The sequence below is a fragment of the Bradyrhizobium sp. USDA 3311 genome (assembly GCF_054062495.1).
Genome location: NZ_JBSSFI010000001.1, coordinates 8,275,864 through 8,291,410 on the forward strand (window position 1 = coordinate 8,275,864; position 15,547 = coordinate 8,291,410).

General features: G+C 65.1%; 15 protein-coding genes and 1 tRNA gene. 5 read left to right on the top strand and 11 right to left on the bottom strand.

All coding sequences use genetic code 11. The features are described from left to right. Window positions 1-6: 6 nt before the first annotated feature. The 3 genes from tkt to ACVWW6_RS39415 are packed head-to-tail and all read right to left on the bottom strand — an operon-like array spanning window position 7 to window position 3,967. Window positions 7-2,025, bottom strand: coding sequence for a transketolase (gene tkt / locus ACVWW6_RS39405; RefSeq protein ID WP_456682666.1), 2,019 nt, complete (start codon window positions 2,023-2,025; stop codon window positions 7-9). Window positions 2,026-2,041: 16 nt separating this feature from the next. Continuing rightward, complete coding sequence (locus ACVWW6_RS39410) at window positions 2,042-2,917, bottom strand: phosphoribulokinase (RefSeq protein WP_011085368.1); 876 nt, start codon at window positions 2,915-2,917, stop codon at window positions 2,042-2,044. Window positions 2,918-2,929: 12 nt separating this feature from the next. Then, a complete protein-coding gene (locus tag ACVWW6_RS39415; protein WP_304551259.1) occupies window positions 2,930-3,967 on the bottom strand; it encodes a class 1 fructose-bisphosphatase in 1,038 nt (345 codons plus the stop codon). A gap of 119 nt (window positions 3,968-4,086) precedes the next feature. Here ACVWW6_RS39415 and ACVWW6_RS39420 point away from each other — a divergent pair, with 119 nt between their 5' ends. Continuing rightward, window positions 4,087-5,064, top strand: coding sequence for a LysR family transcriptional regulator (locus tag ACVWW6_RS39420; RefSeq protein ID WP_456682667.1), 978 nt, complete (start codon window positions 4,087-4,089; stop codon window positions 5,062-5,064). Window positions 5,065-5,321: 257 nt separating this feature from the next. Here the strand turns inward: ACVWW6_RS39420 and ACVWW6_RS39425 are convergent, their stop codons facing one another. From ACVWW6_RS39425 to ACVWW6_RS39445, 5 genes are all read right to left on the bottom strand, one after another. Beyond that, window positions 5,322-5,531 carry a hypothetical protein gene (locus tag ACVWW6_RS39425; RefSeq protein WP_456682668.1) on the bottom strand — a complete coding sequence of 70 codons (210 nt, stop codon included), beginning with the start codon at window positions 5,529-5,531 and terminating at the stop codon, window positions 5,322-5,324. Between the two features lie 138 nt (window positions 5,532-5,669). Further along, a complete protein-coding gene (locus tag ACVWW6_RS39430; RefSeq protein WP_304551256.1) occupies window positions 5,670-6,089 on the bottom strand; it encodes a DUF4118 domain-containing protein in 420 nt (139 codons plus the stop codon). A 126-nt stretch (window positions 6,090-6,215) separates the two neighbouring features. Further along, window positions 6,216-7,409: an MFS transporter gene (locus tag ACVWW6_RS39435; protein WP_011085364.1), complete on the bottom strand. Its 1,194-nt coding sequence runs from the start codon at window positions 7,407-7,409 to the stop codon at window positions 6,216-6,218. 51 nt (window positions 7,410-7,460) lie between these two features. After that, window positions 7,461-8,015 carry a TetR/AcrR family transcriptional regulator gene (locus tag ACVWW6_RS39440; protein WP_456682669.1) on the bottom strand — a complete coding sequence of 185 codons (555 nt, stop codon included), beginning with the start codon at window positions 8,013-8,015 and terminating at the stop codon, window positions 7,461-7,463. A gap of 1,256 nt (window positions 8,016-9,271) precedes the next feature. After that, a complete protein-coding gene (locus ACVWW6_RS39445) occupies window positions 9,272-10,231 on the bottom strand; it encodes an N-carbamoyl-D-amino-acid hydrolase (RefSeq protein WP_456682670.1) in 960 nt (319 codons plus the stop codon). A gap of 203 nt (window positions 10,232-10,434) precedes the next feature. Here ACVWW6_RS39445 and ACVWW6_RS39450 point away from each other — a divergent pair, with 203 nt between their 5' ends. The 3 genes from ACVWW6_RS39450 to ACVWW6_RS39460 all read left to right on the top strand — a co-directional run bounded on the left by ACVWW6_RS39450 (window position 10,435) and on the right by ACVWW6_RS39460 (window position 11,661). Then, on the top strand, window positions 10,435-10,695 hold the full coding sequence (locus ACVWW6_RS39450) for a hypothetical protein (RefSeq protein WP_011085361.1): 261 nt from the start codon (window positions 10,435-10,437) through the stop codon (window positions 10,693-10,695). A 210-nt stretch (window positions 10,696-10,905) separates the two neighbouring features. Continuing rightward, the gene (locus ACVWW6_RS39455; protein WP_011085360.1) at window positions 10,906-11,130 is read left to right on the top strand and encodes a hypothetical protein; all 225 of its coding nucleotides are present in this window, start codon (window positions 10,906-10,908) and stop codon (window positions 11,128-11,130) included. 204 nt (window positions 11,131-11,334) lie between these two features. After that, a complete protein-coding gene (locus tag ACVWW6_RS39460) occupies window positions 11,335-11,661 on the top strand; it encodes a hypothetical protein (RefSeq protein ID WP_028175643.1) in 327 nt (108 codons plus the stop codon). 6 nt (window positions 11,662-11,667) lie between these two features. Here ACVWW6_RS39460 and ACVWW6_RS39465 read toward each other — a convergent pair whose 3' ends face one another. From ACVWW6_RS39465 to ACVWW6_RS39475, 3 genes are all read right to left on the bottom strand, one after another. Further along, window positions 11,668-12,378: an NUDIX hydrolase gene (locus tag ACVWW6_RS39465; RefSeq protein WP_162494067.1), complete on the bottom strand. Its 711-nt coding sequence runs from the start codon at window positions 12,376-12,378 to the stop codon at window positions 11,668-11,670. Between the two features lie 148 nt (window positions 12,379-12,526). Then, window positions 12,527-14,050: a hypothetical protein gene (locus tag ACVWW6_RS39470; RefSeq protein WP_456682671.1), complete on the bottom strand. Its 1,524-nt coding sequence runs from the start codon at window positions 14,048-14,050 to the stop codon at window positions 12,527-12,529. 327 nt (window positions 14,051-14,377) lie between these two features. Then, window positions 14,378-14,454: transfer RNA gene (locus ACVWW6_RS39475), tRNA-Pro, on the bottom strand. A gap of 68 nt (window positions 14,455-14,522) precedes the next feature. Between ACVWW6_RS39475 and ACVWW6_RS39480 the strand changes: the two genes are divergently transcribed. Then, a complete protein-coding gene (locus ACVWW6_RS39480; RefSeq protein ID WP_456682672.1) occupies window positions 14,523-15,512 on the top strand; it encodes an L-threonylcarbamoyladenylate synthase in 990 nt (329 codons plus the stop codon). The last annotated feature ends 35 nt before the right edge of the window (window positions 15,513-15,547 follow it).

The following is a 15,547-nucleotide window of genomic DNA, read 5'->3' on the forward strand; positions in this document are numbered from 1 at the left end:
TCCTCCTTATTGGCTCTTGCGGGCGATCGCCCGGCGGGCGGCTTCCGCAATGCTTTGCGGGGTGATGCCGAATTCGCGATACAGCACCGGCGCCGGCGCCGAGGCGCCGAAGCCGCGCATGCCGACGAATTCACCGTCGGCGCCGATCCAGCGCGGCCAGTCGCCGAGCACGGCCGCCTCGATCCCGACACGCGGCGCGGTGCCGAGCACGGTGGCGCGATAATCCTCCGGCTGCTCCTCGAACAGCGCGAGGCAGGGCGCCGAGACGACGGCCGCGCGAATGTGCTCGGTCGCGAGCAGGCGGGCGGCTTCCAGCGCGATCGAGACTTCCGAGCCGGTCGCCATCAGCGTCACGTCGCGGCCGCCGTCAGGCGAGACCACGAGATAGGCACCACGCGCGACTCGGTTTCTGCCGCGCGCATCGCTGCGGAACGTCGGCAAGGCTTGCCGCGACAGGCAGAGCACGGAGGGACGATGCTCCGCCGCTAGGGCGCAGTCCCAGGCCTCGAGCGTCTCCACCGCGTCGGCCGGGCGGAACACCAGGAGGTTCGGGATCACGCGCAGCGCGGCGAGATGCTCGACCGGCTGGTGCGTCGGGCCGTCCTCTCCGAGACCGATGGAGTCGTGCGTCATCACGTGGATGACGCGCAGCCGCATCAAGGCGGCAAGGCGGATCGCCGGCCGGCTATAGTCGGAGAACGCCAGGAACGTGCCGCCATAGGGAATGAAGCCGCCGTGCAGCGCGAGGCCGTTCATCGCGGCCGCCATGCCGTGCTCGCGGATGCCATAGTGGATATAGTCGCCGGCGAAGGCGCCGCGCGTGACCGGAGTCTGCGGCTTGGCATGGGTCAGGTTCGAATGGGTCAGGTCCGCAGAGCCGCCGACGAGGCCCGGAATTGTCCCGGCGATACCGTCGAGCACCTGTTGCGAGGCCTGCCGCGTCGCGAGCTTCGGCCGCTCGCTCGCAAAGCGTTCGCGTAACTTCGCCGCGGCCAGCGCATAGGCGGCCGGAAGAGCGACGACTTTGCCTTCGACGAACAAATCGCGCTGCTCGGGCGTCGCACTCTCGTAACGATCGAGCCAGGCGAGACGTTCGACCTGCCCGCGCTGTCCGATCATGCGCCACGCCTTGAGGATCGGGATCGGCACCACGAACGGCTGATAATCCCAGCCGAGCGTTCGGCGCGCCGCCGCCGTCTGCTCGGTGCCGAGCGGCGCGCCATGGGCCTTCTCGGTGCCCTGCCGGTCCGGGGCGCCATAACCGATGACGGTGCGGCAGGCGATCAGCGACGGTTTTGCGGTCTCGCGCTCTTCGGCGATCGCCTGCGCAACGGCTTCGGGATCGTGCCCATCGACGCGGCGCACCGACCAGCCGGAGGCGGCGAAGCGCGCGAGCTGGTCGTCCGATGTCGCAAGCGACGTCGGCCCGTCGATGGAGATGCCGTTGTCGTCGAACAGCACGATCAGGCGGCCAAGCTGGAGATGGCCGGCAAGCGAGATCGCCTCCTGGCTGATGCCTTCCATCAGGCAGCCGTCACCCGCGATGACATAGGTGAAGTGGTCAACGAGCCCATCGCCATACCGCGCATTGGCCATGCGCTCGGCGAGCGCCATGCCGACGGCAGTGGCAATCCCCTGCCCCAGTGGCCCCGTCGTGGTCTCGACGCCCGGCGTGTGACCATATTCGGGGTGGCCCGGCGTCTTCGAGCCCCACTGCCGGAACGCCTTGATGTCGTCGAGGCTGACATCGCCGCCGGTGAGATGGAGCAGCCCATAAAGCAGCATCGAGCCATGGCCCGCGGAAAGCACGAAGCGATCGCGGTCCGGCCAGTTCGGGTGCGCCGAGTCGAACTTCAGGAAACGCGAGAACAACACGGTCGCGACATCGGCCATGCCCATTGGCAGGCCGGGATGGCCGGACTGCGATGTCTCGATGGCATCGACCGCGAGGAAGCGGACGGCGTTGGCGAGATCGTTATGCGCGACAGCCGTAACGTCGGCTTCGGCATGGACGGAGATGTTCATCGAATTCTCCCCTTGTTCACTTCAGGTTTCGCTTGCGCTCGATCAGCTGCATGATCAGCGGCGTCAGGATCAGCTGCATCGCGAGATCAAGCTTGGCGCCGGGACACACGATCGAATTCGCGCGCGACATCCAGCTGTGCGGCAGCATCGAGAGCAGATAGGGAAAGTCGATGCCGCGCGGGTTCTTGAAGCGGATCACGACCATCGATTCGTCCGGCGTCGGAATCCAGCGCGCGACGAACGGATTGGAGGTGTCCACGGTCGGCACGCGCTGGAAATTGATGTCGGTCTCGGTGAATTGCGGACAGATGTAGTGGATGTAATCCGGCATCCGCCGCAGGATGGTGTCGGTGACGGCCTCGGTCGAATAGCCCCGCGCGCTGCGATCGCGGTGCAGCTTCTGGATCCATTCGAGATTGATGACCGGCACGACGCCGATCTTGAGGTCGGCATAACGCGCGACGTTGACCTTGTCGGTGACGACGGCGCCGTGCAGGCCTTCGTAGAACAGCAGGTCCGAATTCTCCGGCAGCCGCTCCCATTCCGTGAAGGTGCCGGGAGGCGTGCCGTGCAGCGCAGATTCCTCGGCATCGTGCACATAGTGTCGCGTCACCGCCGTGCCGGTCTCGCCGTAGTCGCGGAAGGCACGCTCCAGCTCCTCGAACAGATTGGTCTCGGGGCTGAAATGGCTGAAATGCCTGTTGCCGCGCTCGGCCTCCTTCGCCATCTGCGTGCGCATCTCGGCGCGGTCGTAGCGATGGAAGGCGTCGCCCTCGATGTAGACGGCATTGACCTTCTCGCGGAAGAATATCTGCTCGAAGGTCTTCTTGACCGAGGTGGTGCCCGCGCCGGAGGAGCCGGTGATGGAGATGATCGGATGCTTCCTGGACATGGGACGCCTCGCTTACAGCCGGAAGAAACCGCGCCGCGCGAACAGCGGCGCTGAGATGCTGGCAACCAGCAGCGGATCGCAATGCAGCTCCTCGACGCGCCGCACCTCGTTGCTCGAGCCCATGATCAGCGGCACGCGCTGGTGCAGGCTTTGCGCTGACAGGTCGAGGATGCGCTCGCGTCCGGTCGAGGCCGAGCCGCCGGCCTGCTCGATGATGTAGGCCATCGGATGCGCCTCGTAGGTGAGGCGCAGGCGGCCGTCGCCATAGCCGGGCCGCGCGTCCGAGGGATAGAGGAACACGCCACCGCGGGTGAGGATGCGATAGGCCTCCGCGACCAGCGAACCGACCCAGCGCATGTTGAAATCGTGATTGGCGGGGCCTTCGACGCCGGCGAGGCATTCGTCGATGAAGGCACGCACCGGAGGATCCCAATGCCGGCGATTCGACGCGTTGATCGCGAACTCCTCGCCCGCCTCGGATATCTGGATGGCGCTGCGCGCGAGGCGAAAGCAGCCGGCCTTGCGATCGAGCGTGAAGATGTCGACGCCGTCGCCGAGCGTCAGCACCAGCGAGGTCTGCGGACCGTAGGTGACGAAGCCCGCCGCGAGCTGCGCCGAGCCGCGCTGATGGAAGGCGAGCGCGAGATCGTCGGGCGCGGGCAGAATCGAGAAGATCGTGCCGACGGTCATGTTGATGTCGATGTTGGAGGAGCCGTCGAGCGGATCGATCGCGACGCAGATCCTGGCCGCGCGGTCGCCGATCTGCGGCTCGCGCATCTCCTCCGACGCCAGCGCTGCGATCGGCAGCTTGCCGAGACAGCGGCGCAGGATCGCGTCCGCCTGCACGTCGAGATCGCGCTGGACGTCGCCGTCGCTGTTGCGGCCCGTGGTGAGGCCCGAGGCGTCCGCGAGATCGCCGGCGCCGATGAGGTCGGCGATCTCGATCGCCGCCGCCGCGATGGCATCGACCGCGGTCGCCACCGCCAGCGCGTGGGGTGCGGTCTCCGAGTACCGTTGAAGGTGGTCGTCCAGCCTGAGTTGCCCGGTCATCTGCGTCCATCCCCTGGCCGGCGCCGCATCCATTTCCCTCCCCGGTGGAGGTCGATGCGGTCGGTCCCGGCATGAGGAGATTGACAGGGGAGGCTTAATAAGAGAAATTTCTATTCATAATGAACGCCAAAGAATTTTCTTATAATGCCCCCGGCCATGCGGCGGCCCAGCTCCGGCATCTGACGATCCGGCAGCTTCGCTCGCTCGCGGCACTTTCGGCCAAGGGCAGCGTGACGGCGGCCTCCGGCCATCTCGGGCTGACGCAGCCGGCCGTGACCCAGCAGTTGCGCCAGCTTCAGGACCTCGCCGGCCTGCCTTTGGTGCAGCGGACCGGCGACGGCATGCTGCTGACGGAAGCCGGCAAGGAGGTTCTGGCGCTCGCCGAGCGCGTCGAGGCCGCGATCATGGACTGCCAGGGCGCGCTCGACCTGCTCGCGGGGCGAACCGGCGGCACCGTGCATCTCGGCGCGGTCTCGACCGCGAAGTATTTCGTCCCGCATGCGATCGCGGCTTTCACCAAGCGGTACCCGAAGATCGAGATCAGGCTCACCATCGGCAATCGCGAGGAGATCCGCGAGGCCATGCACGGCTACGACCTCGATTTCGCGGTGATGGGTCGGCCACCGGCCGACGTCAGCGTCGACGTCCGTCAGCTCGGACGCAATCCGCACATCATCGTCGCCCGCAAGGGGCACTGGCTGGAGAAGGATTCCGGCCTCAGCCTGACCGACCTCGTGCACGAGACCTTCCTGACCCGCGAGCCGGGATCGGGCACGCGCACGCTGATGGAGGGCATGTTCCAGAAGTCGGATCTCGAGCCGGTCATCGGCATGGAGATGAGCAGCAACGAGACCATCAAGCAGGCGGTGATCGCCGGGCTCGGCATCGCCTTCATCTCGGCCCACACCGTGGCGCACGAGCTTGCCGAGGGCCGCTTGATCGTGCTCGACGTCGCCGGCCTGCCGATCGTGCGGCAATGGTACGTGATCCGCCGCAGCGACAAGGTGCTGCTGCCGCCGGCGCAGGCGATGTTCGATTTTCTGGGCTCGGAAGGGTCGAACTATCTGCCCGACGTGCCCGAGTTCGGCGAGCGCTAGCTCGCCGATGCTCAGCCCATCAGCTTCATTGCGATCGTCGCCGCGAGGATCACGATGATCTGAAGCAGGCGCTCTGTCGTGAAGATACGGTTGAAGGTGGTCATCGCTCGCCCCCGGCCGACGTGAAGGAGATCCGGGCGACTGGCTATCATGTGCGGGCGCCGGGGTAACCCCGTAGTCGCCACGGGTTCCGCTGCCGAATGAAGCCAGCGATCGCCGGTGTTCGTCGCCGATCTCCTTGCGGCGATGGTTAACGATCAGGCCGCGCGCGAAGCGGCGTGATCCATATGCGTGGCGAAATAGGCTTCCAGCTCCGACAGCGCCCGCGCTTCCCAATCCCTCGCCTGCTCCAGCAGCGACCAGCTCTGGCCCGGGCGGAATGCAGCAGTCTGGCGATAGAGCGATGCGATGCCGCGATAGCGGCGCACGTTCTCCAAGATGGCGTGCCCGTTGATCTGGCCGTTCATGTCCGAAAACTCCCTCGTCATTCCCGGGGGAGAAATTGCGGCCAAATCTTTTTCGAAAAGTTAGCGGCGCGCGGCAAGCTGGCGAATGGTTGCCGGACTGTTGCGCGCGCGCAACGTGGGCGCGAGCGCATCGCCGATTTATTGCGAATTCGTTGCCGCGCTCTCGCCCGAACGCTTCAGCCCGCCGCGGTTGACGATCGTCATCGTCTCCCGGCAGAGATCGGCAAGGCCGATCAGGAGCACGGCGAGGAGGCAGAACAGGTTGATGGAATCGGTGTTTGCGCTGGTCAGCGCATTGAACTCGAAGAAGGGCGGCATGAACGCCCACCAAACCAGCGGAATGGTGAGCAACGTGGCGAACGCCGCCGCCGGCGCGCCCGCGACAAGTCCGAGCACGAACAGGCCAGGCAGGAACGCCGCGAAATAGAGTTTTGCGCCGAGCGCGACGCAGATGCCCTGAAACACCGCCGATAGTCCGACGACGACCAATCCCAGCAGAAACGCCTGCCACGACCATGGCCGTACCCACGGTACGCCAAACAGCCCCGCACGCCTCATCAGCCTCCCCCTGCCGCCCGTTAACCGGGCCCGCTTGCGACCAAAGTACTACAGCGGCAGGGAAATCGCGAGGCGGAAAACGCATGCCCGGGCGTTTGGTAAACGCCGCATCGCACCATCCCGCCGCTACTCCGTGGCCGCATAGAGCAGGCCCGCGACGGGCAGAGCGAGGCCGATTCCCGATGCGAGCGCCCAGCCGCCTTGCGCGAAGGCCCAGGCGCCGACCGCGGAGCCGGCCGCGCCGGCCGCGAAGAACGTCGCCATGTAGAGGCCGTTGAGGCGGCTGCGATGCTCGTGCCCGAGCGCGAAGATGGCGCGGAAGCCGAGCACCACGTTGCCCTGGACGCCGATATCGATGGCGATCGCGGCCACGACCAGGCAGGCGAGGTTCAGCATCGAGCCGGCCGCGCCGATATAGGTCACCAGGAAGCCCGCGGCCGCCAGCAACATCGCAATCAGCGTCGCGATGCGGCTATGGCCGCGATCGGCGAGCCTCCCCGCGATTGGCGCGGCGAACACGCCGGCGACACCGGCCAGCGCGAACAGCGCGATGCCGCGCTGGGAGAAGCCGAACTCGGAGGCGAGCTGGAGTGGTGCGACCGTCCAGAACAGGGTGAAGCAACCGAACAGGCTCGCCTGGTAGAGTGCGCGCCGCCGGAGCAGCGGCATGGTGCGCACCAGATGCGGCATCGACAGCAGCAGCGTGCCGTAATGCATGCGCGCCACCGGCTTGCGCGTCGGCAGCACCATCCAGAGCACGGCTGCGAGCACGATCATCAGCGCCGCGGAGGCGAAGAACACCGCATGCCATGACGAGGCCGCCGTGACGAAGCTCGACACCGGGCGCGCCAGCATGATGCCGAGCATCAGGCCGGTCGAGACGTTGCCGACGACGCGGCCGCGGATGGCCTCCGGCGCCAGATGCGCCGCATAGGGAATGATGATCTGCACCGCGACCGAGCCGAGCCCGATGAACAGCGCGGCGATCAGGAACGGCAGGGCGTGCGTCGCGAACGCGGCTGCGAGCAGCGCCACGGCGCCGAGCGTGATGACGGAGCAAATCAACGTACGGTTCTCGACGAGATCGCCGAGCGGCACGATGAAGAGCAGCCCGGTGCCGTAGCCGATCTGCGTCATGGTGACGATCAGCCCGGCGGCGGCGTGCGACAGGCCCAGCGCGGCGCTGATCGGGGCGATCAGCGGCTGGGCATAGTAGATGTTGGCGGCGACCATGCCACAGGCCGCGGCAAGCACGAAGGTCAGGCGCTGCGACACCGCATCCGGTTCGGGCGCGGTCTCGATGGTGGCATTCATCGTCATTGACACGGTCTCCAGAGATTGGGAACGATCATTCCCTAATATGACAAGAATTCAGGCGAGCAGCTTCATCGCGACGCCGACGAGGCGCGTCCCGTCGAGCGGCAGGCGCGCCTTGCCGACGACGCGCATTCCTTGCGTGATGCAGATCATCAGCCGCGCGGTGTCGTCGGCCGCGACATGGCGAGGAATCGAGCCGTCGGCCTGCCCCTCGCGAATGAGGCCGGCGATGAAGTTCTCGTTGGTCGCGAGCTGCGCATTGACGCGGGCGCGAACCGCAGGATCGACCGCGGAGAGCTCGACCGCGCTGCCTACCACGATGCAGCCGCGGCGCCCCTCGCTGCCCTGGGAGTGCTCGACATAGGACAGCAGCACATGGCGCAGCCGCTCGCGGCCGTTCGCACCGCGCGCGGCCGCGCTGCGGGTCTGCTCCCGGCGCACCGTGGCGTAGCGCTCGAAGGCGGCAAGGAACACGGCGTGCTTGTCGCGAAACGCCTTGTAGACGCTGCCGGTGGCAAGCCGCATCGCGGCGGTGAGGTCACCGATCGAGGTGGCATGATAGCCGCGCTCGCAAAACACCCGCACCGCCCCGTCCAGGGCGGTGTCCATGTCAAACTCCCGGGGACGACCGGGTGGATGGGCTGTGGCTTGCGATCGGCGGGCGGATTTTTGCATTGCGGGATAATAGGGAATGGTTGTTCCCTAATCAAGACACCTGGTTGTGATTGGGGGGACCTGCCGCGTTGCGTTACCAGTCGCTTGCTCAACGGGGCGGTTGCGCCACTGAGCGGATCTCCGGCGACAACGGCTTCGCCGTTGCGCGGGGGTGACAGTGATGAAATGGCGCACGTCCGCCTCCACATCGTCATTGCGAGCGCAGCGAAGCAATCCAGAGTCTTTCCGCGGAGGGATTCTGGATTGCTTCGCTGCGCTCGCAATGACGGAGCAAGGGGCATCGTCGTCATCCTCTGACTCGCATCTCAACTCGCAGACGCGCCTTCGCATCCTCGCGGCGCATTTCGCCCGAGCTTTGCCTCGTCGCTCCACCCTCTTGAGCCAAGAGGGCGCAGGGAAGGCCGGGTGCCGGCCGGCACCCGCGGTCCGCCGCGCGAAGATGTAGCGCAAAAGAACCGCACAGCAGCATACAGGTGTAGCCAATCACTCGGCCTTCCCTGCGCAGTGGTTGGACGGCTTATGCCGTGCTCTCCCGGGAGCCGAGTTCGTTCTGGCCTCCCTCACCCCAGCGAAATTCACCGGCGCCGCGCCGGTTGACGCGACTGCCGCATCCGCCAAGGCTTGACCGTAGCAACGACGGCCAGGACCACACGGTTTTGCCGTACGCACAGCCCGCCATTTCGCCGCAGTTTTCCCAGCCCTGTCGACGGAGCCGGAAACTTACAGACGAGACGAACCTGACAGCGCCGCTCATCCAGCACGAAGTTCTGGGCTCACGGAGAGCAATCCGCCCTGCCCTTGGCCTCGCGCCCGACGCTGCCGCGTCCACCGCAAGCCCGGCTCGCGAAACGTGACGACACAAGATCGCCCCTCAAGGATGAGCCGGGATGGGCGAGACGTACGCCATTTCCGAATTTCGGTAAAGTGGAATATTTTAGCGAAGGCGGGTTGACAGCCCATGCAGGTGTTTTGCCCGTCGGGCGACTGGGCTGTGGGCATATTGGGAATGGGCTTTCACGTCAGCCGTCGTCCTGGCGAAAGCCAGGACCCATACCGCGAGGTTTATCGATTTTAGGCAGTATTAGTCCCGCCCAACCAGTCTTCGCCAAACTTCTCCCTGTGGTAATGGGTCCTGGCTTTCGCCAGGACGACGCGGAAGAGACGGAAACGCAAGACAACGGGCGGGAGCATCACCCCTTCGTCGGCACTTGCGTCCCATCCGCCATCGTCGTCACGCCCCTGCGTTCGACGATCATCCCGTAGGCGCGGGGCTGGCGGTGGACGTCGAAATTGAAGGTGGTGCGCTTGTAGGAGTTGCAGAGATCGAGGTCGCAGCGCGCCAGCGCGATTTCGTCGCCCTTGGTCGTGCACGCCGCGACGATCTCACCCGAAGGTGCGATGATGCAGCTGCCGCCGATGTGGTCGACGCCCTCCTCGATGCCGGCCTTGGCGACGCCGACCACGAAGGTGCCGTTCTGGTAGGCGCCGGCCTGCATCACCAGGTGATTGTGGAACAGCGAGAGATCGTCGTGCTCGGGCGCAGGCGGATTGTGCACCGGCGTGTTGTAGCCGATCATCACCATCTCGACGCGCTGCAGGCCCATCACCCGGTAGGTCTCGCTCCAGCGGCGGTCGTTGCAGATCGCCATTCCCATCACGCCGCCGAAGGCATTGGTCACGCCAAAGCCGCTGCCGGGCTCGAAGTAACGCTTTTCCAGATGCTGAAATTCACGCCATGGCTCGTGCTCGGCATGGCCGGGCAAATGAACCTTGCGGTATTTCGCGACGATCGCACCGCTCTTGTCCACCAGGATGGAGGTGTTGTAGCGCCTGGTGACGCCGGCCTCGACCGTCAGCTCGGCATAGCCGAGGCAAAACCCGATGCCGATCTCGCGGGCGAGGTCGAATAGCGCTTGCGTCTGCGCCCCCGGCATCTCGCGCTCGAAGAAGGCGTCGATCTCCGCCTGGTCCTCGAAATACCAGCGCGGAAAGAACGTGGTCAGGGCGAGCTCGGGATAGACGATCAGGTCGCAGCCGTTGGCCCGCGCCTGGCGCATCAACGCCATCAGCCGCGCCACGACCTCCGTCCTCGTCTCAGCTCGGGCAATCGGGCCAAGCTGGCCGGCCGCGATAGTCACAAATCTCGCCACGCGTCGTTCCTTTGTTCTCTTTCGGAATCACGTCGAAGCAGACCCTAACGCGCGACGCGTCACGCGCACAGCCTCGCTGTCCGGCACGATGCCCAACGACAAGGCAGGCCTTCGCCCTCGGCCGGCGCGCTGGCACTCTCCTTGCTGCTCTTCCGCCAATCCCTCAGACCCGCAGTGGGCCTGTTTCATAGTGAGGCGATCATATGCAGCCGACGTCCCGTTTCGAAGCGACTATCCCGACACAGCTCCACGCCCTGATCTCCGATCTGCGTTGGCGCGCGCAATTGCTCGACGCCGACATTCTGGAGGAAGAGCGGAAGGCCGGAATCTCCGATCCAAAGAATCTCGCCTACCCGATACTCGCGCAGAACCTGAGAGCCCGGCGCGACAACCTCCAGGTGAGCATCGCGATCCTGGAAAGCCGCATTGAAAAGCGATCAACCGACTGGCCGCACGCCGCCTGACGCGAACAGTGCCGGGCCCGACCAGGCAACGCCACGGCATATGCAGGAGGGCGCGGGCTATGGGCGGTAGCACTGTCCGCGCCGGTCGACGCGCAGGAACGCGCGTTGCCCTTTTGCAACGGTTCCCCACGGTCTGAAGCCGGACAAAAGAAACTCCCATTCCAGCCACGAACCCCGCTCACAACGCCGTGAGACTACAGGGGAACTACGATGCGTGCACAACGCGTTTGGAAAGTGAACGGGGCCGCCAGCATCGGGCAGCTCCAATCCAGACTGGACGATCTGAACAAGCGTCTCAGTCAGCTCGAAAGCCAGCATCCTGAGAGCTGGAAGGTCGAAGAGCTGAGATCAAGCGCACTCAGCCTGTCGCGCGAGATCGACGACATCCGCTGCGCCGAGGCGACCGCGGCATTGAGCGAATTGCTGCGGAAGTAGGCGGGACAGCGGCGATTCGGTGGGGCGTTGGGAACCAACATCCGCCGCCGCCATTGCCATGCAGAGCATGGAGCAAAATCATGACCAGGCACCTGACGCGAGCCCATCTCGCGCGCGGCGTGGCCGGCGCGGTTTCCACGCTGGTCCTGTGCGCGACGGCAGCATTCACCATCGCGCACCACTTCGCGCTGTGAGGGATCTCGCATGACGTCGGAGCCCGAGGAATCGGTGAGGCTGCAAGGTTTTGGCGAGATGACGTTGCGCACGGCGATCGCGACGCTGATGGCGCTCGCGCCGCGCGAGCGATCGGAGGCCGCCATCTTCCGCGTCCGCGACGGCTCGCGTCTGGCCGCGAGCGAGATCGCCGACCTCGCGTCGGATTGGGGCATGACGCCGATCGCCGAAGTCAGGTCTCCAAGGCTGGTCCCGGAGCAGCACTGGCCGGACATCGTCCGCAGCATGGTGCGCGAGGCGCCGCTGCCGTCGCTGATGGTGGCGTTCCTGGTGGGCGTGCTGGTGGCGCGGCGGTAGCGAGCATCATCGAGAAGTGCTGTGCGTCGACAGCCTGCTCCAGATCCCGATTGCCTCGAGCGTGTAGCTGTCCTTGATCTCACGCGACAGGATTTTCGACCAGATCATATCGGCCGGCATCAACAGAGTTCGGGTAATGACCTCGCGGATCTCGGGAGATCGCTCCCGGCGGCCGACGACCGAGGCGTGCACGATGTGGACCTCGTTGTCCATCAGGCCGGTATCCGTCAAGACGGTTCCGATCAGCCGAGGCTCGGCACCGAGATAGCCGGTCTCCTCCTCCAACTCCTTCAAGGCATTGGCCTCCAACCCGATCCCCGGCTCGGCAAATCCGCGCGGCAGCTCCAGCATGAGCCGTCCGAGCGCATGACGCTCCTGCTCGACCATCACGATGTCGCCGACATTCCCAAGCTTCGGGTCGGCAACCGTGGCCACCACCACGACATTGTGCCCACCCAGCAGTTGACCGCGCGAGACGATCCGAAAATAAGGATGGACGATCGTGGCCGGGCCTTCGCCCACCTCGACCAGATCGACAAGCACGAGCACGTAGTCGTTGGAGAAGGTAAGCCCGAGCGCGACACCATGCTCGCGCGCGTAGCTCTCCAGGCGGGCACGGTCGAGCACGAGCCGCCGATATCGGCGCGGCTCGAAGAGCCGGGGGTATTCGGCGAGCGCCTCGAAATAGGCCTCGATGCCGGCTGCTGGATCGAGCATCATTTCCCCTGGTCAACGATAAAGATTGATACGGGCCTGCCGCTGCCACCAGCCGGCCAGTGAACCACGATCACGGTCGAGCCGCTTCTTGTCGTTTTGGCGGCAATGCCTTGCCCGCCGCCCGCCTTCCCGCGCGTCGCGCCGCAATTCAATCGTCCCGATCCTTGACCTCAAGTCCGCCGCCCTGCTGGTCGGGACGCAATTGATCGCCCGTCGGCGCAATCTCGGTCCCCTCGAACGACAGCCGGCTACGAACCTCCCGAGCGATCTTTGCGGCGGTTTCCGCCCAGATTTTACCCTGAAAGACCGGCTGCTTGATTTCATACTTCAACCCGCCTCCCTCGAGATAGACGACCGCGTGAGCGACGAGAGGCACCATCCCTCGCGACAGCGAGTGTTCGCTGACCGGATCCTCGGGCAGATGTGGCAAGCCAAACGCGTGGCCGGCTTCCGAGGCGACCATTTCGAAAATGCCCAGCGCACTCAGTCGAACCTCCCAACGCTCAGTGGCTTCGCGGAGGCGACTGTCGCGCTGGATCTGGCCTAAACGCTCGACGACGTTGCCCAGCGAACCGGAGACGCGCCGAATGGACTCCAGGGGATCCTGAACAAACTTCTGCTCCGACATCGGCCGCTTGTTGTCCGGCAGATTCTCGACAGCGATCTGATGATGCAACGCCCATATCGGATCGTTCCGGACTGCCACGATGTCGTCCAGGCTCACCGAACCAATGTCGGTCAATTGAACGGCTTTACTGGCGATGTCCAGACCGACCCCGGCGACAGCCATCATGAGATCCTGCAACTCCTTCTCGTCCAGCTCCTTGATACCCTCCGTGAGCTCCTTGATCTCCTGCAAACACTCACGGCTGGTCGACCCCTGGGACGTAACAACATAGCGGTTGAGAACATCCGGCAAATTGACGTTGTACTTGAGGTCCGCGAGCGCCTTGATCTGCATGGCCAGCGGCTTCTTGAGATCAAAAACCAGGTGGTCCTTGTGCAGGCCGCCGACGCAGACGAACTCGTGATAGATTTCCTTGCGTTTGACCGGGCGGCCGGTCTCGTCCTGCACCCGATTGGCAAAGTCGCGCATATTCTTGAGCATCTGCCTGATGCTCTCGTCATCGAATGTCGAAAGCGAGAAGTCGTTGCGAAGCAGATCAGGCCTGAGATCGTCGATCGTCTTGAAGAAACCTCCAAAGCGCTTGGAAATGTGATCGGTGATCAGGGTCCCGTTTCGCTTGTCGTCCCAACTCAATCGCAGCTTGTTGGTACCCTTCGCCTCGGCCTTGACCCAGTAGTCCTCGACATCGCGGGACAGGTCCGTGCCCTTGAAGTCCGAGAGCTGCCGCTCGTCGTAGAGGAATGGGATGATTGCGCGTTCCTGCACGAGTCTTTCGAACGACTCCGCCTCCGAATCTCCGCCGAGATAGAGCTCCTTGACCGCCTCATTGTGGAGAAGGTACGCGCGATTGACCACCACCGAACGCAGCGTGAGCAGCGCCTTGAAGAACTCCATCTTCATCGCCGGCTGTATCCGCTTGGCGTAGTCGGAAAGCGGCTTTTCACTTTCTGCAGCTTCCTGGGCGATATCCGGCGGGGCCCACTGATCGTCAAGGCATTGGGCAATGCCGGAAAGCTGGTCCAAATTGTTGGGGGTCAATTCCATGGCGCAATGCCTTAAGAAGAAAAAAACAATGCGTAATGTGTATTACAAAATGAATGCGAGCTTAAGTTGAACTTTTCGGCAGCCGAAGAAGCCGGAGCGAATCCTGCTCCAACGACACCATTCGCGTTCGTGAACCTTGCGACGCGCTTCACGCCATCAAGGCGCTGGCCGGCGGGACGAGCTTTGCGAGCCATGCCGCGCGCACAGACGGCCCTGCTTGGGCCAAATCGGCCGTGGACCCGCCCCGAAAATCGTTGCAAAAAGGCGCTCCCGAGGCGCCGGCGGCCGGTCCGCCAAGCCTCTGGAAAACGGTAACTTTTGAAAGAATGGTCGGAGTGGCAGGATTCGAACCTGCGACCCCTGCGTCCCGAACGCAGTGCTCTACCGGGCTGAGCCACACTCCGACAAGAGGCCGGCTTATAGCGTCGGGTTTGGCGCACCGCAAGCGGCCGAGTTGAGGAATTTTATCCCTGTGAAAACGGGTCTTGAAACGCTGATTTTACCGGCTGGCGATGCCGCCGCCAGGGCCGCCGCCCGGACGCTTGCCGCCGGGGGGCTGGTCGCGTTTCCGACCGAGACGGTCTACGGGCTCGGCGCGGACGCCGCCAATGCCACCGCGATCGCCCATCTCTATGCCGCCAAGGGGCGGCCGGCCTTCAATCCGCTGATCGCCCATGTCGCCGACATTACCGCCGCGCAGGCCATTGGCCGGTTCGACGCGCGCGCCTTGAAGCTGGCGGAGGCGTTCTGGCCGGGGCCGCTGACGCTGGTGGTGCCGAAGACGGACGGCTGCCCGGTGGCGGATCTCGCCACCGCGGGCCTCGACACCGTCGCAATCCGGATTCCCGCCCACCCGGTGGCGCAGGCGATCCTGCGCGCTTTTGGCGGGGCCGTGGTGGCGCCGTCCGCCAACATATCCGGCCACGTCTCGCCGACGCTGGCCGCCCATGTCGAGAGCGACCTTTCCGGGCGAATCGACCTGATCGTCGACGGCGGGCCGGTCGCGGTCGGCGTCGAATCCACCATTGTCGGCTGCCTCAATGCGCCGATGCTGCTCCGGCCCGGCGGACTGTCGCGCGAGCGGATCGAGGCCGTGCTCGGCGCAGCCCTGGCGCGGCCGCCGGCCGAGGCCGGGAGCGACGACAGTCAGCCGCTGGCGCCGGGCATGCTGGCCTCGCATTACGCGCCGCGCGCCAATGTGCGGCTCAATGCGCGCGAGGTGGCGCCGGGCGAGGCGCTGCTGGCGTTCGGGCCCTCACGCCTGCCCGGCCTCGACGCCGCAGCAGCCGTCATGAATTTGTCGCCCGCCGGTGATCTCGATGAGGCTGCCGCCAATCTGTTCGGCTATCTTCGGGCGCTCGATGCGAAGGGGCCACGGGCGATCGCGGTGATGACGATCCCCGAAGACGATCTGGGCGAAGCGATCAATGACCGGCTGCGCCGGGCTGCGGTGGCGAGATAGCGCATGATCCGGAAAAGTGTGAAGCGGTTTTCCGA